At 52.9% G+C, this 19,560-nt stretch carries 16 protein-coding genes; 1 reads left to right on the forward strand and 15 read right to left on the reverse strand.

All coding sequences use genetic code 11. The features are described 5' to 3' along the window. Positions 1-314 precede the first annotated feature (314 nt). The 3 genes from R3F50_02160 to R3F50_02170 all read right to left on the reverse strand — a co-directional run bounded on the left by R3F50_02160 (position 315) and on the right by R3F50_02170 (position 4,544). The gene (locus R3F50_02160; GenBank protein ID MEZ5489107.1) at positions 315-1,769 is read right to left on the reverse strand and encodes a PepSY-associated TM helix domain-containing protein; all 1,455 of its coding nucleotides are present in this window, start codon (positions 1,767-1,769) and stop codon (positions 315-317) included. Next, positions 1,769-2,311: a hypothetical protein gene (locus R3F50_02165; protein ID MEZ5489108.1), complete on the reverse strand. Its 543-nt coding sequence runs from the start codon at positions 2,309-2,311 to the stop codon at positions 1,769-1,771. Before R3F50_02165 ends, R3F50_02160 begins: the two co-directional genes overlap by 1 nt. A gap of 112 nt (positions 2,312-2,423) precedes the next feature. Then, positions 2,424-4,544, reverse strand: coding sequence for a TonB-dependent siderophore receptor (locus R3F50_02170; protein ID MEZ5489109.1), 2,121 nt, complete (start codon positions 4,542-4,544; stop codon positions 2,424-2,426). Positions 4,545-4,959: 415 nt separating this feature from the next. Here R3F50_02170 and R3F50_02175 point away from each other — a divergent pair, with 415 nt between their 5' ends. Further along, positions 4,960-5,247: a DUF1778 domain-containing protein gene (locus R3F50_02175; GenBank protein ID MEZ5489110.1), complete on the forward strand. Its 288-nt coding sequence runs from the start codon at positions 4,960-4,962 to the stop codon at positions 5,245-5,247. Between the two features lie 240 nt (positions 5,248-5,487). Here R3F50_02175 and R3F50_02180 read toward each other — a convergent pair whose 3' ends face one another. The 12 genes from R3F50_02180 to R3F50_02235 all read right to left on the reverse strand — a co-directional run bounded on the left by R3F50_02180 (position 5,488) and on the right by R3F50_02235 (position 18,716). Then, on the reverse strand, positions 5,488-6,339 hold the full coding sequence (locus R3F50_02180) for a cation diffusion facilitator family transporter (protein MEZ5489111.1): 852 nt from the start codon (positions 6,337-6,339) through the stop codon (positions 5,488-5,490). Positions 6,340-6,348: 9 nt separating this feature from the next. After that, positions 6,349-9,477: a CusA/CzcA family heavy metal efflux RND transporter gene (locus tag R3F50_02185; GenBank protein ID MEZ5489112.1), complete on the reverse strand. Its 3,129-nt coding sequence runs from the start codon at positions 9,475-9,477 to the stop codon at positions 6,349-6,351. Between the two features lie 11 nt (positions 9,478-9,488). After that, on the reverse strand, positions 9,489-10,424 hold the full coding sequence (locus tag R3F50_02190) for an efflux RND transporter periplasmic adaptor subunit (protein ID MEZ5489113.1): 936 nt from the start codon (positions 10,422-10,424) through the stop codon (positions 9,489-9,491). Positions 10,425-10,437: 13 nt separating this feature from the next. Next, positions 10,438-11,691, reverse strand: coding sequence for a TolC family protein (locus R3F50_02195; protein ID MEZ5489114.1), 1,254 nt, complete (start codon positions 11,689-11,691; stop codon positions 10,438-10,440). A 75-nt stretch (positions 11,692-11,766) separates the two neighbouring features. Then, positions 11,767-12,171, reverse strand: a complete 405-nt coding sequence (locus R3F50_02200) for a hypothetical protein (protein MEZ5489115.1) — start codon at positions 12,169-12,171, stop codon at positions 11,767-11,769. A gap of 484 nt (positions 12,172-12,655) precedes the next feature. Next, on the reverse strand, positions 12,656-13,387 hold the full coding sequence (locus tag R3F50_02205; GenBank protein ID MEZ5489116.1) for a TIGR03747 family integrating conjugative element membrane protein: 732 nt from the start codon (positions 13,385-13,387) through the stop codon (positions 12,656-12,658). 2 nt (positions 13,388-13,389) lie between these two features. After that, complete coding sequence (traD, locus tag R3F50_02210) at positions 13,390-15,519, reverse strand: type IV conjugative transfer system coupling protein TraD (protein MEZ5489117.1); 2,130 nt, start codon at positions 15,517-15,519, stop codon at positions 13,390-13,392. Beyond that, entirely contained in the window at positions 15,516-16,088 is a 573-nt protein-coding gene (locus R3F50_02215) for an integrating conjugative element protein (protein ID MEZ5489118.1), read from the reverse strand. The genes traD and R3F50_02215 overlap by 4 nt, the downstream gene beginning before the upstream one ends. Before the next feature lie 114 nt (positions 16,089-16,202). Further along, on the reverse strand, positions 16,203-17,027 hold the full coding sequence (locus R3F50_02220; GenBank protein MEZ5489119.1) for a TIGR03759 family integrating conjugative element protein: 825 nt from the start codon (positions 17,025-17,027) through the stop codon (positions 16,203-16,205). Beyond that, positions 17,011-17,238 (reverse strand): hypothetical protein, encoded by a 228-nt coding sequence (locus R3F50_02225; protein MEZ5489120.1) that lies wholly within the window; start codon positions 17,236-17,238, stop codon positions 17,011-17,013. The genes R3F50_02220 and R3F50_02225 overlap by 17 nt, the downstream gene beginning before the upstream one ends. Next, a complete protein-coding gene (locus R3F50_02230; protein MEZ5489121.1) occupies positions 17,238-17,663 on the reverse strand; it encodes a pili assembly chaperone in 426 nt (141 codons plus the stop codon). The genes R3F50_02225 and R3F50_02230 overlap by 1 nt, the downstream gene beginning before the upstream one ends. Positions 17,664-17,849: 186 nt before the next feature. Then, positions 17,850-18,716: an integrase domain-containing protein gene (locus R3F50_02235; GenBank protein MEZ5489122.1), complete on the reverse strand. Its 867-nt coding sequence runs from the start codon at positions 18,714-18,716 to the stop codon at positions 17,850-17,852. Positions 18,717-19,560 lie beyond the last annotated feature (844 nt).

Raw genomic sequence — 19,560 nt, forward strand, 5'->3', positions numbered from 1 at the left:
GTTGGTTGACCCTTTGGGGGTCGGTAGTTTTACATATCCAACACTCAGTAACAATCCGAGAGGTGGATAAGCAAACCTACTTCCGCTTGGGGTTTATTAGGAGCCATAGCCGCACTGAATCTGAACGTCGGCTTACCTGATAGCGGACGTAATCCAAGGCTGATTCTACTGCCGAGATGGGCTTCCAAGCGGTCACTATGGTTGGTTTTTTTGCTATGTCTGCTTTCAATAGAACCCGAATTAAATCGCTCGGTCAAGCCCAATGGGCCAGGAAATTAAACACCCTAATTTGTGTGTGACCCCTTTCACCTTTTTCAGGACTCTCTGGCAACAGGACTTTTTGCTAAAGCGGACTTTCCCTGGTCGTAGGCTAGATAAAAGAACAGCGCTGACAGGCAAACCAGCACAAGATTGATCGACAAGCCCGCCGACGTCAGTGAATAGGAACCAAAACTGAAGCTATAACCAGTGACAAGTACAAGGAGTGTCGCTCCGGTCATTGTCTGTAGCCAGCGTTTGTAAACGTTTTCATCCCTAACAAAAATACCTGCAGTCATGGTGACAGTCATGCCAAGCCAGAAAATAGTGATGGACGGAATATGCAGAATTGCCTGCGTAAAGGCTGCCACAACAAGCACCAGCGGCATACCCCAGACGACACCCGGCCACACTAGGTTGAGCGCATCGCGGTATTTGCGTTTTTCCAGCCAGATATTGATGCCGGTTGAGGATACCACCGTTAGCGATAATCCCAGCACCACATAGAACAGCTTGGTAAGAAAGCCGCCGAAGTGACCAAAGTGTATGCGATAAACCGAATACATCACCTGGTTGGCGTCGCCCTTGGTATAGCCCGCCGTTCCCAGGTAATTTCCTTGAGTGTCGAAGCGGTAATTTTCCGACCACGCCAACAGCCCGGGCTGTCGTGCATAAAATTCCATAAAACGGTTTTCGCTGTTGGCGTCATGCACGATCAGATAAAGGAGGTGCCCGTCAGGTGAAAGCTCCTGCACTTTATCCAGCGCCTTTGCCACAGCGTAGACCGGGGCCTGGTTTTCCAGTTGTGGTTCGGCAGGAAAGGCTTCAGCCGTGATGGATTCGGTAGTGGCGCCATCAATGGAGCTGGCAAACAGCGCAACCATGATCATCACGAGTCCTACGTAGGCCCCAGTAAGCGCAATCATGAGATGAAATGGCGAGCCCCAGACACTGAGGCGGTTATGCAGATCCACCTGCCCTAATCGCCCTGGGCTGCCAGTACGTAATTTGAAGGCATCCCTGATGATGGAGGGGTGGGAAAGAAAACCGGTGATGATCAGGCCGCAGAGTATCGCGCCCATGGCGCTGACGATGACAATGCCGACATTCACCGGTAGGTGCAAGTAAATATGCATACCGGTGATCAGCCCGGAGAGGTCATCACGGGCTATCTCTCCCAGGCTGCCGTCCTGATTGATGTAGCGGCCTTCCAGATCGCTGGAGACTTTTGCCCTCGGCAAGGCCTTATTCGGAAACACCAGATACATGTGTTCGGTTACTTGCGTCTCTTGGGAGGACATGTAGCGGTTGAAAGCCTCCTCGGCTACTACGGGGTCGAGAGTCATATACTCCTCGGCAACCGGCTCTTCCCAGCGCTCGATTTCCTCATAGAAGATGGCCACTGTGCCGCTCAGACAGACTATATACATCAGGCCGCCGATCATCAGTCCAAGCCACGAATGGCTCGACAGCGAACTTTTAACTAGTTGGGGAGGTAGAATATTTTTCATCAGATAAAGAGTATGAGGCTTGAGAGGGCGAGCAATCCCATGCTAAGAATCGCCGGTTTGAGTAGCCTGCCTTGAGCGCAAATCCACGCGCTGTATGCGCCCCAAAGAATGGGGTAGGCAAAGATGCCCACCGCCAGTCGGAGCGGCAATGACCAGGGCAGATGAATGACCAGAGCAACAGTCACCAGCATGGTGATGGCCCCGGACGCAGGCACAGACAGCAGAAATATCATGGCGTGTCTAAAACAGGTGCTCGCCGTAGGCCGATGTATTGCCTGTAATGATCTTTGAGAAGCAGGTAATTGCCCCCTAGCGGGTTCCATCGTGTAAATCACTTCCAGCCAGACCAGGCAAATGAAGATCATGACGGCGTAGCAGGTGCCGATCTCGGGCCCCAGCACCTGTGCCCAAGAAAAGGCAGAACCAAAGGCGAGAATCCATCCGGCTGACGCTGCGAGAAGCTTGCCGCGCTGGCGCCAGCTGAAATAAATCAGCCCGGCAGCGGAGATCGACATCGACAGTGAAATCAGGAAGGCGAACATGATAATGGACTCCGTTCGTTAACCGGGATTATTCAGGGTTCATAGGATGCAACGCAGGGTCGTTGGCTCTGTGATGCTTCGGTTTTCTGGTCCCCCTTCAATCACTCGGATTTCAATAATCCCAGTTGATGGACAGCCGGTAGTTCAGCGGCTGCGCAAAAAAGGCCTGTTCAAATCTCACGGAGCTCAGGTATTTCTCATCCGTGATGTTTTCCAAGTTTAGGGCAACGTTCAGGGAATCGGAGATATTGTAGTTTACGAAACCGCCAATGAGTGTATAGCTGTCCTGGCTGACGCGCCCGAAGGACGAATCGAAGTAGATCTCATCCTGCCAGCGCGCCGACAGTCCCAGGTTTAGGTCGGACAGTATCGCCGGCTGGTAAGCGGCCAGCAACTTGAACGTGTTCCTTGGGATGAAAGTTCGCGCATCATTGCCGTTGGGATCCTCTAGTTTGAGATGGGTGTATCCGGCCTGTAGGCGAATTTCATCGGTCAGGTTTCCGGCCACTTCCAGCTCGATGCCGTCAGCGTCAACATCGATGCCACGATATTCTGCGAATGTAAAATCATCGCTGTAATCGGTGTCATCGATATCATCGCCATCACCATAGCCCACAAATTCCTGCAGGTTTTCCTGCTCAGTCCTGAACAGAGCGATGCTGGTCAGCAGCCCGTTATCGAACTGCTTTTTAAGGCCCAGTTCATAACTTCTACCTTCGGCAGAGCCAAGCGGTTGCTGGTCTTCATCCAGGTAGTACTGGGGCTGGTAGATATCACTGTAGCTCCCGTACAGATTTAAATTATCCGCTACTTCCCAGGTGAATCCTAAATAAGGGCTTCCGCCGTCCTCATCCGAATCAGTTGACACACCAAAGCTGACTCCGCGGTTTTCGTAGTCCACCTTGCTGGCTCCTAGGATCAGGTTGAAAGTCTCCGTTATGGACAGTAGCAATGAGCCATAGAGTCGGTTAAGTGAAATGTCCTGGTCACCAGCCTGGTTCGGCGCAGCCCAATTGGGCCGTGCGACCTCGTTGCCGGCCCATCCGGGGAAGGCGGGCATGGCATCAAAACCTGACAGGGCGGCGTGATCCAGGTCGATGGAGTCCTTGTCGGCAATACTCAGACCGACATTGAATTGGTGCTCACGGCCCCAGGCGGTAAATGCACTCCTAACCACGGTATCCCAAATCAGGGTTTCCTGGATGCTATCGTATTTGCCGGGGTAGGCGAACATTCCTAGGCCGGTGTCCGCATCCAGCCCTGTATTCCAGTACACATAAAATAGCTCGCCGTTGTCTTCGTAATCTGTCTGCGTGACTGAGCTGGTCAGATTGAGATTATCGGAAATCTGCCAGCCTAATTCAGCATAGGCGGTTTCATTCAGCGTATCCCAGTAAGTCCAGTCCATCGTGGTCGTTGTAGACTCATCAAAATCGAGCTGTTCGCCACTGGTGTTGATGATGGGCGCCGCCCCCCAGAGTACCCCGTCACTGTTGTTGTCCTGGTAGGTATAGCCGAATCCCAGAGTAATGGAGTCGGTGATCTGGCCGTCCACGAACACGGAACCGACCTTGCGGTTGTTGGCATAGTGGTCCAGCCAACTTGCATTGTCCTGGTAGACGCCGACAAAACGCGCGGCCCAACGGCCGTCGTCCGTCAATGGTGTGGAGATATCCGTTACAAGGCGCTGTTCGTCCCAGCGTCCCAGGGTAAACGAGGTATTGGCAGCAAACTCATTACCTGGCCGCTTGCGCACATAATTAATGGTGCCGGAAGGATTGCCGAGGCCGGTAATGAGCCCGTTGGAACCCCGGAGTACTTCCACTTTTTCATAGATGGCGGTATCCAGGTCCCCCACAATGAGGCTGCCAAAAGGCACGCCAATGCCGTCAATATGCATGCTGGTGATGTCAAAGCCGCGGGAGTTGTAGTAGGTACGGTCGGTTTCAGTGGAGTCCACGTTAACACCAGTCGTCACGCTAAGCATGGTGTTGATATTTCTCAGGCCGAAATCCGATATGGTTTCGGCGTCAAGGATCGACAATGACTGCGGTGTTTCATAAACGCCAAGGTCAAGCCCTGTAGCACCCCGGCTCTGGCGGTCGTCACGGATGGCCTTGATGAGAATCTCTTCAATAGCGGGTGCAGACTGGGCCACCAGCAGGGTGGGCGTGAGCATCAGGACAACGGTAGCGCCCTTCATGAGAATGGCCATTGACTTGCGATTATTCATGGTGATCTCTCCCAAAGATAGAAGGTGTGAATTGTAAAAAGCAGCAGTGTAACTATTGCTAATATTAATGTAAATGATAATCATTATTATTTACATCTCTGTGGGATTGCTTAGTTTAAATTTCCCGGAACACCCGTGATCAGCATGACTTGATGCAATTTATTCCCAACCCTCTCGCCAAAGCAGACGTTCCCATTCGAAGATTCTACGCGGCCATAATTTCCGCTTGGGGTTTAAGAGGCGACCTAGCGCCAGCTTCCCGGAACGTCCGCTCTAAGCGAAGCTGTCATTAATCGCCCGCTCAAGTTTAAGCTGTTACAGGTAGCATCCTGGGCGCTCTTACGCTTACGGATAAATTCCGTAATAATTTCACTTATTACGGAAATATTCCGTATAGGATTATTGGAGATGGTCCATGCCCAAGATTTTACGTTATGAAATTCAGTGGGATGAAGAAACCTATGCACTGGCCGAGCGCGCAGCGCGCGCGTCGGGCTTAACCAGTATCAAGGCCTATGTCACCCAACTGGTGAAGCAACATGCGCCTGAAGTATTGGAAGCCTACAGCAGCATTCAACTGACCAATGCGCAGTTCGACGCTTTTTGCGAGGCGTGTGACAACCCAGCTGCGCCAACTGCCAAGCTTCGTAAGGCAGCACAAGCACTCGATCAAGAGGGCTTCGTGCTGAATGCCGAGCGTTGAGTTTTTGCCACTGGATCCACGCACGATCAATGTCAGAACATTTGATTGCGGCAAGGAAGCCATCAACGTGTATCTTCGCCGCTATGCGGCGAAGAACATGGCATTGAACCTGAATCGAACCTTTGTACTTCCCTATTCCACCGAAGACCGTTCAGAGAAGGCCCAGGTGGCCGCGTACTACACGCTGGCCCATCAGACATTGGTGCGCGAAGAGCTGCCAGACCCATCGCGCCTGCCGCGCTATCCCGTCCCCATTGTCGTGTGGGAGAAGCGATATTTTTCAAGGATGCGTGCTATCTGGTTTTTAACTTCTACTTGTTCAGCCCATTCCAGCGGCGAATCTATTACCAGATGTGCTGTGTAGACCGTTGATATTCCGTCGAGTGACCAAGCATGCGCATGGTGAATTGACGATACAGTCTTTAGTGTCAGCAGTTCTTCACGAACTTTTTCTATCAAACCCTGGCTAGGTACGGCCTGAAGAAACAGTTTAAGTGCCTGCTTGGTATTCCGAATGACATTAAAAAGAACAAAGAGAGTGAAACCAATAGCAAGTAAGGCATCCAGTATTGCCGCCTCGGCAAACATAAGCACTATAGAGACTATAAGAACCGCAACCCAGCCCAAGACATCTTCAAGCAAATGCCAATTGAGTACTTTCTCGTTAAGGGTTTCCCCTGCGCTGAGCTTATAGGCGGCAAAACCGTTTACGATAACGCCCAGGATGGCGAGTCCAAACATGCCTTCCGCCACAGGCTTCACCGGATCAAATAGCCGGGGTACGGCTTGCACTAATACCCAGATCGAACCTGCTATCAATACGATTCCATTAATTAGAGCACCAAGTAGTGAAAGGCGTTTATAGCCATAAGTAAAAGAGTTGTCCGCACCTATTTTAGATAGTCGACTCAGTAACCAAGCCGTCCCAATTGAAAGGCTGTCGCCAAGGTCATGAATGGCATCTGCCATAATGGCAGTGCTATTAGTGAGTAGTCCGCCCACAAACTCAATAATCGTGAACCCAACATTCAACGCAAAAGCCCAGCCAATTCTCTGGCTACTTTGGGCACTAGTATGCTGGTGATCGTTCATCGGGGTGAGCTACATGGATTCCAGTCGACGGTTTTTATTCACGATTAAATAAAGCGCTGGAAGCAATACTAATGTGAGCAACGTTGAGGACACGATGCCCCCGATAACTACTGTAGCGAGTGGCCGCTGGACTTCTGACCCAATCCCTGTATTTAGGGCCATCGGAATAAAACCAAGGCTGGCTACCAGTGCTGTCATTAAGACAGGCCGCAATCGGGTCATTGCACCTTCGATGATTGCAGGAATCAACTCTCCGTTTTTCCGCCAAAGGGAATTAATGAAAGTGAGCATAACCAGCCCGTTGAGTACGGCAATACCAGATAATGCAATGAAGCCGACTGCAGCCGTTATTGACAAGGGCATCCCGCGCATCCAAAGCGCAATTACACCTCCAGTCAAGGCAAGCGGTACGCCAGTGAAAATCACCAGGGAGTCTCGAATTGAACCAAGGACTATGAGCAGTAGCCCGAATATCAAAGCAAGAGTCGCAGGAACCACCAGGGATAGTCTCTGGCTCGCGGATTCCAATTGCTCAAAAGTACCGCCGTACTCAACATAATAGCCCGGAGGAAAGTCAATCTGGTTGCTGACAGCATCCTGTACTTCGGCAACAAATGATCCCAGATCGCGCCCTCTAACATTGGCACTGACTACGACGCGACGCTGACCGTTCTCACGGCTGATCCGATTTGGGGACGAAACCAGTTCCGTTTCAACGACCTCAGATAAGAGTACGTAACCAGCCTCATTGGCTACCGTAGGAACTGGTATAGGCAGTCTGCCGATTCTATCTAAATCAGGACGCATTTCTTCAGGCAGTCGTACAACAAGGGGAAACCGGCGATCGCCTTCGTAAATCAAGCCGACAGTCTCTCCTCCTATTGCTGCACTGATCAGGTGTTGAGCATCTCTAATACTAAGGCCATAACGCGATAATACCTCCCGTTTTGGCGTGAGCGTCAGCATGGGAAGTCCGTCGGTTTGCTCGATTCTGGCATCGGCAGCACCTTCGATTTGCTCGACAACCTCAAGTATTTCCTGAGCTGTGTCACTTAATTGATCGAGGTCCTCCCCAAAAACCATAATACCTAGATCGGATCGCACTCCGGAAATCAGTTCATTGAAGCGCATTTGGATGGGCTGTGTGACTTCATAGATTTGGCCTGGAAGTGCTTCTAACGTTTCCTCCCACTCCTCAAGCAGCTCGCTTTTTTCCCTCGACGGTTCGGGCCATTCGTTCCTGGGTTTGAGAATGACAAAGGTATCGGAAATACTGGGAGGCATGGGGTCCGAAGCGATCTCGGGCGTGCCAATTCTTGAAAAAACATCCTGCACTTCAGGGAAATCCAGCAGACGGCGTTCCAGGATATCCTGCATTTCGATAGATTGCTGCAAACTCGTGCCTGGAGGACGTAGAGCCTGCACCGTTACATCGCCCTCATCAAGCTGAGGAATAAACTCCGACCCCATTGTGCTTGCCAACCAGCCTGCCCCGCCGACAGCCGACACTGCGATTACTACAACTAACCAGCGAAGTTGTAAAGAGGCCTCCAACACAGGCTTGTAGATCCATTCCGCGCTCCGCATAACAGGATTTTTCTTCTCAGAGACTTTTCCTGTGATGAACAATGCTACTGCGGCCGGGACAAAAGTCAGTGATAGGATCATCGCAGACATCAGAGCTATGATGACTGTAATCGCCATTGGGTGAAACATTTTGCCTTCGATACCGGTGAGCGTGAATATGGGAATGTATACCAAGGTGATAATGGCTACACCAAAGAGGCTGGGTCGAATAACCTCATTAGTTGCCTCAAATACGACTTCCATTCGCTCTTTGAGACTCAATACTGAGTCTCTATGGGTGGCTAAACCGAGTCTGCGAATAGAATTCTCGACAATGATTACCGCGCCGTCCACGATCAGCCCAAAATCGAGCGCACCCAGACTCATCAGATTGGCGGAAACCCCTGCCTCTACCATCCCAGAAATCGTGGCTAGCATGCTGATGGGTATTACCATTGCCGTAATGAGCGCTGCACGGATATTACCCAGCAGGAGAAACAGGATGAAGATGACCAACAGTGCGCCGACAACCAGATTTTCTTCAACCGTAGCAATAGTGTTGTCAACGAGCACAGTCCTGTCATATAGTGCTTGAGCTAGAACCCCATCGGGCAATGTTCTATTGATTTCTTCCAGTTTCTCGGCCACCTGTCTGGCCACCGTTCGAGAATTCTCTCCCAGCAACATAAAAGCAGTTCCAATAACCGCTTCCTGGCCCTCGTGAGTTCCTGCTCCAGTTCTCAGCTCCCTACCAATAGTAACTTCAGCAACGTCTTTCACTCGGACAGGAATGCTATTTCGAGTAACGATGCTTACCTGTTCAATGTCCGCAATGGTTTCCAGTTGCCCAGGTGAACGAACCATAAGTTGTTGGCCATTTCGCTCGATGTAACCGGCACCCTGGTTGATATTGTTGTCCCACAATGCAGATAACAATTCCGGCAGGGTTATCCCCCAGCTCAACATTTTGGTGGGGTCGGGCGTTACGTGATACTGCTTTTCGAATCCTCCGCTGGTGTTGACTTCCGTAACGCCATCAACCAGGATCAGCTGTCGCTTGATTACCCAATCTTGAATTTCCCGTAACGCAAACAGATCATAGGGCTCTCCGTTAGGTTGCACTGCTCCTTCTTCAGCCCTAACCGTGTACATGAATATTTCACCAAGCCCGGAAGATATCGGGCCCATTTCTGGCTCCAGTCCTGTAGGCAATTGGCTCTTGATTGCGCCGAGTCGCGAATTGACAAGGTTGCGGGCAAAATAAATATCCGTGCCTTCTTCAAAAACCGCAGTCACCTGGGACAAACCGTAGGCAGAGAGTGACCGTGTGTAAGAAAGCTGTGGTAGTCCAGCGAGTGCAGTCTCAATTGGAAAAGTGATCCGTTGCTCGGATTCTAACGGCGAATATCCTGGTGCTTCAGTATTAATCTGAACCTGTATGTTAGTAATATCTGGCACGGCATCGATGGGCAAGTTTTGAAAATTCCAAACGCCAAATGCACAGATGGAAAGAACCGCCATCATGACGATCCAGCGACTACGAATCATTCGTCTGATAATACGTTCAAGCATGGCGAAACCTCTTAATGTTCATGTTCGACACCTTCTTTTTCGAGATCGGCTTTAATCAAATAGCTGTTTGAAACCACATAGCGTTCCCCTGGTAAAAGGCCTGCAAGAATTTCAGTGGAAAATGGATCAGAACTACCAAGCGTGACGGTTCGAGGTTCATAGATGTCCCCTTCCAGTACGAATACAACCTGGTTATTTTCGTATGTCTGTAGAGCATTTTTCCTGATAGCGAGATCGACTTCTTCGGATTCAAGATGTACAAACGCTTCGACCAGCAATCCTGGTGTCCATATTGAGTCGGAGTTTTCGAGTGGGACTTTGGCGATAACGGTAGGAGATTCACCTTGGCTGGGATTGATATAGCGGATGGTGCTTTCTGCCGACCGGTTATCAATCCGAATTGTCACCGCCATGCCCGGGCGAATCTGTTGTGAGTCACCCGGAAACACCGTGAGATCAACCCAGATGTCCTCGTAGTTTGCGATAGTCAGCAAAGATTGCCCGGTTGCCAATTCACCTGGATTAGCGTGCTTTTCGACTACAATGCCACTGAGCGGTGCCCGAATTTCGTAGTTCTGCAGACTCCTGTTTGCCTCAACCACAGCAATAACTTGCCCGGCTTCCACGCTATCGCCAAGCGCGGTATTCATCGACACTATCATACCGGGATAACGGGCATAAACGTGACTGATGCCCTGGGGGTCAGGCATGGTCCTACCGTAGAGTAATAAACTGCGATTGATCACGCCGCCGCCGGCCAACTCAGTTTCGATTCCCAGTTCCTGTGCTAAGTTCGCGGATATTTGCACGACCCCTTCTACGCCCTCTTCGTGTTCATGCTCCTCTTCTGCCGCCATCGCATTTGAACTGACTAGAATCGCGCTCGCGATAATCAACTTGAACACATACTGTATTGCGACACTAAAGTTGTTATGTAATCTATTCATTGAATTGTCCCCGTTACTGACCACTAAGTGGTAGTCCACTGAGTCGCTCTATCTCAGCGCGTAATCGATGAGCGTTACCTGCACTAGTAATAAGCGAAAGTTGAGCATCCAAAAATTCCCGTTGCGCGCTTATCAGTTCGACGTAGCTGTAGTTGCCGGCCCTATACACTACCTGAGTTTGCTGTTGCACTTGCTGCAAGATGGGAATGACTTGTTGCTGCAAAGTGTTAAATTCTGAAATTGACTGTTGGAGGGCTTGGTGAAGAGAGCGTATTTCTCCTTCTATCGCATTACGCGCTGTGAGTCTCCGCATTTCGACTTCTTGTAAATTGGCCCGTGCTGTACGATAAGCGCCAGCAGCTCGAGCTTTACTGTACAGCGGTATGGAGACATCAAAGGCAAGCCCGGTATCGTCAATCTCTTTTAAGTGCCGAATTCCTGCAGACCATTGTATGTCGCCCTGTTCGCGCGATTGTGCTAAACGAAGCTCGGCTTCGAGAAGGCGGGATTCTGCTGCGAGAATCTCAATATCAGGATTCGACATCAGCTCAGTCAGTATCGATTCGACTGATCCGGCTTGACCAACATTTAAAAAGTCAGAAATCACGGAATCAAACTGCGGGGAATTGCTAGTCCACATGTTTGCCAGTCGAATTCTGGCGCTTTCTAGACGGGCTACGGCAGCCTGTTCTGCTATCTGAGAACGTATCAGCGCTGCATTTGCTCGATCTAACTCCAACTGAGGCGCCTGTCCCGCCGCGACAAGAGGCTGAATCGAATTGACAGTCTGTTCGGCTATAGCAGTCGATTGTGATTGTAGGGTAATCTGTTCTTGGGCACTTGCCACATCGATAAAACGCCGGACAACTTCAATCAACAGGTCCAATTCGGCAACTCGCTGTTCGGCATCTAAGAAATCGATTCTGCGACTAACGGCGCCTACTCTCGCCGCTCTTTTATCACCCATTTCTACCACGCTGGATAATCTGAGAGTGGCTTCAGCACCAGTGAAGTCTTTGATGTCACCGGTACCAAGTGCATTTTCAATTTCACCACCAAGAACGAATGCGGGCTTTAATTCCGCTGTCTCTCGCTCACCCAGCAAGGCTTCATGGCGCAGAGGAAAACTGCGCAGTCTGGGATTTGTCGCCAATGTGGCTTCCAGTGCATCACTCAACGAAATAGTGCCAGTCAGCACTTCCTGGGCATTGCACAGGGCGCTCACGAATGTGGCGCAAGCCACAATCGTCAAACATTTAAAGTTCATCGATTTTCTCCCGCAACCAGCCGGAATATAAACAACCCAGACCCTTTGCCTGAATTGACTATTTTGAAGATAAAATTAGGCTAGTACAGGAGGTGCGCGAGAGGGCGGTAGAAGCGATTCGGGACCATCAGGCAGGAACTCGCTTCGAATGATCGTGAAGGGTTCTTTAGAATTCTTTGTAGTTTCGGGCAAATGGAAAGTAGAAACGGCAATAGCAAAAGTGGCAGTTTTGAAGATCTTGGATAACAGAGTATCAAAGGAAAGTTCACGTTCAACATCCGCCTGATCTACTTCAGCTAAATCGTCAATTGTAACTAAATCTATCGAGTGCGAATCTTCAGATTCGAAGTGAATTGAAATAGGAGCTTCATCACCGTCAAGACAAAAGCGCTGGTGAATGTGTGACGAACTGGCGAAAACGAGCAATAGCGCAGCGAGAAACGCCGGTATGCTTCGTACTATGCCAAATTTATTCATCATTTTGATCAATAATGCCGGTTTGGTTGTTAACTATAACCTTTTTAGCGAGTGTAGTGTATGCGTAATTTCTCAATTTGAACACGTGAGATTGTTGTACTACCCACAGTTAAGCTTGTTTTCAATATATATAACATGCTGTATTTAATGATAAATAGTTACATATTCTAAAAAACCATTAAGGTGAGCTGAATCTGCCGCTGATGACTATTGGCCCAACTCGGCATCGACCAACGATTCCATCGGCTCGCCCTAGGAGCAAACCGCAAGTTAATGCGCTCAGGCATGCCTACCATATTGCCAGCAACCCAAAGGGCGTACCCGCCACCGGCGTCGTTCTCGATGTGCTCGACCATAATGTACTAGCATTCTACTAAACATTCGAGTACTTTTTTGCCGGCAACCGGCAATGCCACGAAGCTGTTTGTGCCCATGGCATCATTGGAGACACTGTAACCACCCTTCCCTGAATCCGCCCGGTCCGATATCACAGATACTTTTTAAATGTACTGGCCGTGATGGTGACGGCAAAGGCAAAGGCCAAAGCAAACGGCAGGATGATCCAGGACGGATGGAGGCTGAATGGCAGCGCCAAGTAGAGAATCCAGGCCATGATGATCAGCGGAATAGCAGCTTTCTTGGCGTAGTGATAGACAAAGGAGCTCTCTCGCCCCCCACCCCAGCGCCGCAAATCCCGCTGCACCAGACCATCAACTAGCGCTACCAGGGTGAAAAGCCCAAATACCGGGGTGGCCAAGACCAGAATGGCCAGTCTCATCGCGAACACCTGCGTGATCTGCATACCCGCCAGCACATAGTCACCCACCGGCCGATAAAGCCGGTGCAATATAGGGCGCACACCTGACTCTTCGGAAGCCGGATCCGGCGTGACCCACTGAATGAAATCAGTAACGCCGGACCACTCGAAGGCGATGGTGTAGAAGCGCTCCGACAAATCACTGGCGAATTGCATGGGCTGCGTGGTCAACCAACTGCGATGAAAATCTGCCCCGAGAAACTGCAGCTCATTCACCAGCATCTGTCGGCTGTGCGCCACGCCCTGTTCTTGCCACCACAATGCCATACCAATCCATTCGATTAGGATGGAAAAGACCAGGGAGAGGATCAGCCATTTGAGGCACTGGGCGAGCCCCGTCAATCCCTGGGAGATCACTCCGGGACGGGCAACGGGTCGGCGAGGATCGGTCGGTTCCGCCATGCTCAGGCTGAGTCACTTGATTCGGTAGACTCCACCGTCGCCTCAGAGACGCCGTACCACCAGTGCTCAGTCACCCGATACCAGTGATCGTTGGTGATGTAGTTGCGCCGCATGGCTTCGGCCATGTCCTCAAAATTTCCTGGCATGGCGGCGTCACTGCGGTCCTCTGGCAACGGAATACGAATTTTCCAAAGCTGCCCTCCTTCCAATAGCGCGAAAGCCTGCCCCTTGGGCAACGTGACCATATCCGCCGCGGTCAGCATCGGCACTTCCGAGACGCTGATCCGGTCCTCATTGCGGGATTTGAAGTCGACGCCGGAACCAGGATCCGATGAATCATCGACACCGGAGACACTCATCAGGGTGAATACCTCGACACGGGGCAACTGCTCGGTCAGCATTGCGGCCGTATCCAGCTCTTTCACGCGCAGCATCAGCATCGTATTAAAGTTGCCCGCCACCTGCCCGGCCTTGGCGCGACTGCCGATACGCGCTTCCACATCCGACCAGGTCTGGGTATAGGCCGTGACCTGAAAACCGGCTCCTCCGGCCTTGTTCAACAACGGCACGAACTCGTCCCCGATCAGCTCGTTGAACTCGTCCGCGTGCAACGAGATAGTGGGGAGCGACTGTCGAGTGTTTGGTGGGATAGCTGTATCAGATCCTGGCGCCGCAACACCGTGCTTGTAGATCGTACCTGCGACGGACACCAGGTCCGCGAACATGGAGTTGCCCACCGCACTGGCAACCGTGGTGTCGGTCAGCGCATCTAACCCGACATACACAATACCCTTGCGCCGGACCACTTCCATCCATTCGAAGATCGGTCGGGCATCTCGATCATCCTGGTAGTCCGGCGAGATCAGCGCGGCAATGGTGCCGGTCGTCAGTTTTTCCATCAGCGGGCCGACGGAACTGACGATCTTGTCGAAATAGGTCTTGTCGTATTTGAAAGCCGAAATCAGACCATCCAGAACGGGGTCGTAAATGGCCCTTTCCTGTAACAAACGCATACAGGCGATGGCCTCCATCGACCGGCCACGCAATGCATTGGGCAGGTTGCGCTCCTTGATATCCGCGGCGCGCGCTTCCACCAGCGAGGCCCAGGTGTCGATACCGGCCACCTCGGCGCAGTGGCGGGCATACTCCACAAACAGGGGCTCGATATCGTTGATGTAGCGGCGGATCTGTTGATAGTCCGGACGACGTTTCAGGGCCACCAGTGCGCGCGCAATGATATTGACGAAGCGCCAGGCGAATTCTTTGAAGGCCGCGGAGTTCCCTTCGTTCGGTAACTGATTGGCGATACGGGTAGCGACCTCGGTAATGCGCGAGAAGTTGCCAATGGCGTTATAGCGTGCCGACAATTCAGGGAAGCCGAGATGGAACAGATAGAAGTCCTCCAGACGTCCGGCGCGCTTGGCCTCGGCATAGATGCGGCGCAAGAGATCGGCGTCCCCCTTCGGATCGAAGACGATGACCACATCGCCCCGGCGGATGTCCTGGGTGATCAGCAGTTCGGCCAGGCGCGTCTTGCCGACACGTGTGGTGCCGAGCACCAGGGTGTGTCCGACCCGCTCACCGAGATCCATCCACACGGACTGTTCAAGCGGCTCAACGGCGTGCAGGGCAGGCTTGCCGCCGACCGCCGGTAGCGGTGCCAACGGATTCCAGCGGGAGCGGCTGCGCAGCCCTTTGGCCACCAAAGAAAGTACTGGAATCGACTCCCAGGCCACTTCCTTCTGTCTGGCCCACTGATAGAGCCTGCCCGGTTGCACGTAACGCTGCACCTCGGGCTTCAGTGTATCGCGCAGCCTCTGTGTGTGTTGTTGGGTCCAGCGAAAGCCTTTACCTAAAAACAGCTTGTGCCGACTGACGGGAATCTGCTCTGCCCGCACACGGTATTCCGGCAGGCGCTTCATGTGGTGTTGGTAGCGCAGTACGCGCCAGGCCTGGCGGCCGCGCCACATACCAAACCCGAAGAAAGTCATACCGGTGGCCCATGCGATACCTGGTGGCATCATCAAGGCCCAGGGCGCCAACCAGGACAGTGTCCCCGCCGCCAATGCGGTGGCGGTGGACCACAATTCGACGGGAGGCCGCAACAACGCCTCCATCGGATGCGTGCTCATTGCCGGAGTCCGTCAGGGGTTATCAATACCGGGTAGCGATCGATGCCCAGGGTCACGGCCAGGTCATTCCCGGATCCCAGGGTAATCGATAAGCCTTGTGCCACTTTTGCAACCTGTTGCACATCAGCCTCAGTCTCCGCTTGTACCAGCATGCCCACGGCACCCAGTCGCTTAAGTGTTTCCCAGTGCGAGGCCAGCCACTGCAACGACACCGCATCCGACCCGATCAGAAAAAACGGCCGCGGATTGCCTTGTGCGAGGCGCGCCAGCACCTCCGGATGCAAGGCTCTGCCAGTAATCTCGCCGACAGTCAGACCGGGTGAGCGCACTGGCAACAGATTACGAAGGGCTGCCGGACCATAACTGGACGAAGAATTGGGGGTGGTGCTTTCGGCGGGACCAGACGATGGCGCCTGGTCCGCCAGGAGTGGCTCCAGCAGCGGCGCCAGTGGCTGCGTTTGACCGCTGTCATAGAGGACTGTCAACTGGGCGAGCGCCTTGGCGCTCATGCCGAGCGAGAGTAACAATCCGAGTCCAAAGATCGGCCACAGAGATTGACTACTGCTCATCAAAGAGAGCCTCCACTGTCACGACGACCCGTTGCGTCCAGCGTTCCTGTACGCGGCGGCCGTTGCGGTTTGCGCGGGCTGGATCATTGGGCCCTTGATAGTAACCGGCGCTCATCAAAACCGCGACACTGGCAAGGGTGACAACTGCCCTTCCCGGCGCAGTATCAATACCGGCAGATCCTGACCCAGTTGGCCCGTTTGGCCAGCGACCTGATTGAGCGCACCCGCGTCGATGTTCAGCGTCATCCTGTGGTCGCTGACCCACTGCGGATCAATCTTTTTTGCGGCCGCCCAGTCGCGTATGCGGGATTCCTCGCCGATCGACACATCGATCAGGTACAGATCGATGCCGGCAAATTGGCTGATCTGGCTGACCAGTCGTTCCAACACGGCATCGCAATGGGGGCACTGTGTCCCGGTAAAAAACAGTACCCGGTCATCGGGCTGCCATGTCAGCTTTTCGGTTACAGCTTGATTCGTTGCGGCTAATGCCACGGCATTGGCATCGATCAACAAACCGTTGGGAAACAGGCGCCGCTGGGCGTCGTCGTAGGCACGTTGAAACGCCAGGATCCGCTCGGCGTCGTCACGCATCATGACGGCCCACTGTTCAGCGTAGCGACGGCGTTCATCGGCAGTGCGTGCATGAATACCCAGGGCTTCTATAGGCGACAACGTGGCCGGGCTCACACTACCCCGAACCCCCTGCATCAGGAATTCATAGCGTTGCCACTCGATTATATCCAACCCCCATTGCTCTGCACGGGAAGTCTGAGATTCGATCTGTTGTGTAGACGATTGCTCAACCTCCAGTGTGTTCGAAGATTGCGAATTCGGTACCGGCACGTTATCTGCGTTGACGGGCAACGAGATGCACAACCACAATCCGATAGCCCCGATCCGCGATGCGCGCACGCTGCGCTCAGTAGTCATCGTCATTGACCTCATTATCGACCGGCACAGTCAGATCGCGTTGTATGATGGTCTGATAGGTCGGGTCGCAATGGTGAACTGGAGATTGAACCGTGAGGCTTTGTTCAGTTGTCGATTTCACAGCGTGGGCGGTTTTTTGCTCTGGATCGATTCGCTCGTTCTTGACGCCGACCAGCAAGGCAGTGACCAAGACAATAACCAGGAAAACCGCTTCCATTAATGTGCGCCTCCAGTCGATGGGGGATTCGAACCATTGATACAGCGTTCGAATGCGACGAGACGATGCAAGGGATCCTGAACCAGGTGAAACGCCGGCCCCACTAAAAGTCCGATCACTGCTTTGAGCGGCATGGGCTCGAAATAACGATGCGCGCTGGGCAGTGGTAGATCGAGCATGGCGAGGGCTTCTTCCGACAGAACTGCCTCGTCTGCCAGGCGATAGCCGGAGTCATGCAGTAGCCAGCGCAAAGCCCCACCCACCCTATTGATGTCGCGTGGAATGGTGATCGACCTTGTGACTGACAACAGATCCTGTTGTCCGGCCGTAGGTCCGGCAGTGAGGACAGAATAGCGGCCAATCTGGGTCTGCGCGCCGGTCGCCGAAAGGAGTTGCGGATCCGCCCCAACCGATTGGCTCGCCATGGCTAGACCAGTGCAGCACAATAAGGTCGTCAGGCGTTGTGAGATTGCAGAGTGTTTGGAAGAAGACATGTTTTTTGCTCTCGATAGTGAGGATTGTCCTCATGATCGCTAACCGGCCCTCACCGGTGAACGATTAATCCGTTCCGCGGGTGTCGGGTTTTCTGTCAATCGCCTCTGCGCAAGCCACTATCGGCCTAAGTACACAGCACTGATCTGCTCGCGGGCATGGCCGAGTTCGCGACTGATAATGAGTCGTGCCTGGTGATCCTGCTTGCGCTGCTCGGCGCTGAGACTGTTTGCGACTGGTCCACCTGCGGCAGGACAGGACCAATCGGTTAGTTGTTGATAGCGGGCCTGCGCGTAGGCATGGCGCAGGCCATGCAGCTTCGACAGTCCCGCTTGCGTGGTATGGCGCTCGTAGGCTCGCAACTGCTGGATGTAGTTTTTCTGGGAGGGAATCAGGGATCCGTTCCCGGCCAAACGGTGCGCGCGATCCAGGACGGCTCGTTGCTCTTGGCTGAGGATCGGCACGACACGCGTCTTGCCGCCCTTAGTCCAGGCCGCTTTCAACCGGATATGATCACCCTGATCGGCGAAACCGGGCATGAATTTGATCGCTTCCTCCCGTCGTAATCCGAAGGCGCGTTGGAGCTCCAGGCTCATGCGCACGTAGTCGTCCTGAATACTCGACAGTGCCTGGCGGTCGAGAACGACCGCCTTGGACTCGTTGCTGATAAACTGCCGGTCGGGGATGCCATAGAACTCGTTGGAGCGGGCAATGACATTGCGCCGGTCCACTTTCGCCGCCCACCACCGCAGGCAGTTCATGCGGTTCTTGATGGTACCGGCCGCCATGCCCTCACCGATCCAACGCTTTACGAGGGCATCCACATGCTTTGGCTTTAACGATCGGGTGGTCATACGACGGAACCCCATCTCCTGCAGCTGATTCGCCATCTGGTTGAGCATCCGCGCACGGTTCGCTTGCGTGCTGTAACTGCCATCGCGGTTGCGTTTGCACAATTGCTTCAATTGGTAGTTCAGGTCTCTCATCGTGTACTTTCCAACTTGGTAAGTGTTTATGACCAACCGCAGGCTCGTAGCCTGACTGGTTCCGCCGAGGCGAAAGGGTCAAGGGACACTACTCCCTGTTCGACCTGATAAGCCTGGTCGCAGGCAACCTGGCTGCTCTTCTGTTGAAGATGGTGCCGGGTAAACCAAGGGCTCGAAGAGCCTTCGTTGATGGTGAGTGTTTCACCTCCTTTTTATTGGGCGGAACCATCGGTCCGCGTGTTGGAAGAAACCGTCGATGTGACGGCGTGACGAAAGTTGGCTGATTGCCAGCCGGGTTTGAAGTGGCGAAAGCCAGATTGAAGTGAGGACGACGTCCTACAGTTGAAGAAGCGTTGAAGATGAGCTGCAGCCGAGGCTGTGCGCCGTTGAAGCTCTGGCGGCGCTGTCGTTGTTTTGCCATTTCAGATGGCGAGGGCAACTTCCCCCATCCACGTTACCGCCGTGGCCGCGTATGAAGCTCTCTGAGGTGCATGGCCGCCAGTATAGCCAGACTGAATTCGCGCCGAACGCATCTATTCCAGCAAAAGCCGTTGTCGTTCCGGGCTCCGCCGCCCTCGTCACTACCTTAGCTATCGCTTCGCAGTGACGAGGGCTTCAAGCGCTTCGACGCCCTCGCCAGGTCTGTGACCTGTCATGGCCGTCGAGCAGACAGGGTTGTTCGAGCTGTGGTTACAGTGGAACCATCGTGTCGCTGACTGCCAGCTGCCGGATATTTTTACCGTACGTGACAACTATGTGCTCAAATACGCCAACAACCTTATATTTATCACGTACGGTAACTATCTATTGTTTCAACGGTCTTTCCATGCTATTTTTTACCGTA

This window comes from Gammaproteobacteria bacterium, assembly GCA_041395725.1.
Taxonomy (GTDB): domain Bacteria; phylum Pseudomonadota; class Gammaproteobacteria; order Pseudomonadales; family Pseudohongiellaceae; genus NORP240.

Coding starts and splice junctions, on each gene's coding strand:
- R3F50_02160 (MEZ5489107.1), bottom strand. CDS start 1,769: ATGAAAAATATTCTACCTCCCCAACTAGTTAAAAGTTCGCTGTCGAGC.
- R3F50_02165 (MEZ5489108.1), bottom strand. CDS start 2,311: ATGTTCGCCTTCCTGATTTCACTGTCGATGTCGATCTCCGCTGCCGGG.
- R3F50_02170 (MEZ5489109.1), bottom strand. CDS start 4,544: ATGAATAATCGCAAGTCAATGGCCATTCTCATGAAGGGCGCTACCGTT.
- R3F50_02175 (MEZ5489110.1), top strand. CDS start 4,960: ATGCCCAAGATTTTACGTTATGAAATTCAGTGGGATGAAGAAACCTAT.
- R3F50_02180 (MEZ5489111.1), bottom strand. CDS start 6,339: ATGAACGATCACCAGCATACTAGTGCCCAAAGTAGCCAGAGAATTGGC.
- R3F50_02185 (MEZ5489112.1), bottom strand. CDS start 9,477: ATGCTTGAACGTATTATCAGACGAATGATTCGTAGTCGCTGGATCGTC.
- R3F50_02190 (MEZ5489113.1), bottom strand. CDS start 10,424: ATGAATAGATTACATAACAACTTTAGTGTCGCAATACAGTATGTGTTC.
- R3F50_02195 (MEZ5489114.1), bottom strand. CDS start 11,691: ATGAACTTTAAATGTTTGACGATTGTGGCTTGCGCCACATTCGTGAGC.
- R3F50_02200 (MEZ5489115.1), bottom strand. CDS start 12,171: ATGATGAATAAATTTGGCATAGTACGAAGCATACCGGCGTTTCTCGCT.
- R3F50_02205 (MEZ5489116.1), bottom strand. CDS start 13,387: ATGGCGGAACCGACCGATCCTCGCCGACCCGTTGCCCGTCCCGGAGTG.
- traD (MEZ5489117.1), bottom strand. CDS start 15,519: ATGAGCACGCATCCGATGGAGGCGTTGTTGCGGCCTCCCGTCGAATTG.
- R3F50_02215 (MEZ5489118.1), bottom strand. CDS start 16,088: ATGAGCAGTAGTCAATCTCTGTGGCCGATCTTTGGACTCGGATTGTTA.
- R3F50_02220 (MEZ5489119.1), bottom strand. CDS start 17,027: ATGACGATGACTACTGAGCGCAGCGTGCGCGCATCGCGGATCGGGGCT.
- R3F50_02225 (MEZ5489120.1), bottom strand. CDS start 17,238: ATGGAAGCGGTTTTCCTGGTTATTGTCTTGGTCACTGCCTTGCTGGTC.
- R3F50_02230 (MEZ5489121.1), bottom strand. CDS start 17,663: ATGGCGAGCCAATCGGTTGGGGCGGATCCGCAACTCCTTTCGGCGACC.
- R3F50_02235 (MEZ5489122.1), bottom strand. CDS start 18,716: ATGAGAGACCTGAACTACCAATTGAAGCAATTGTGCAAACGCAACCGC.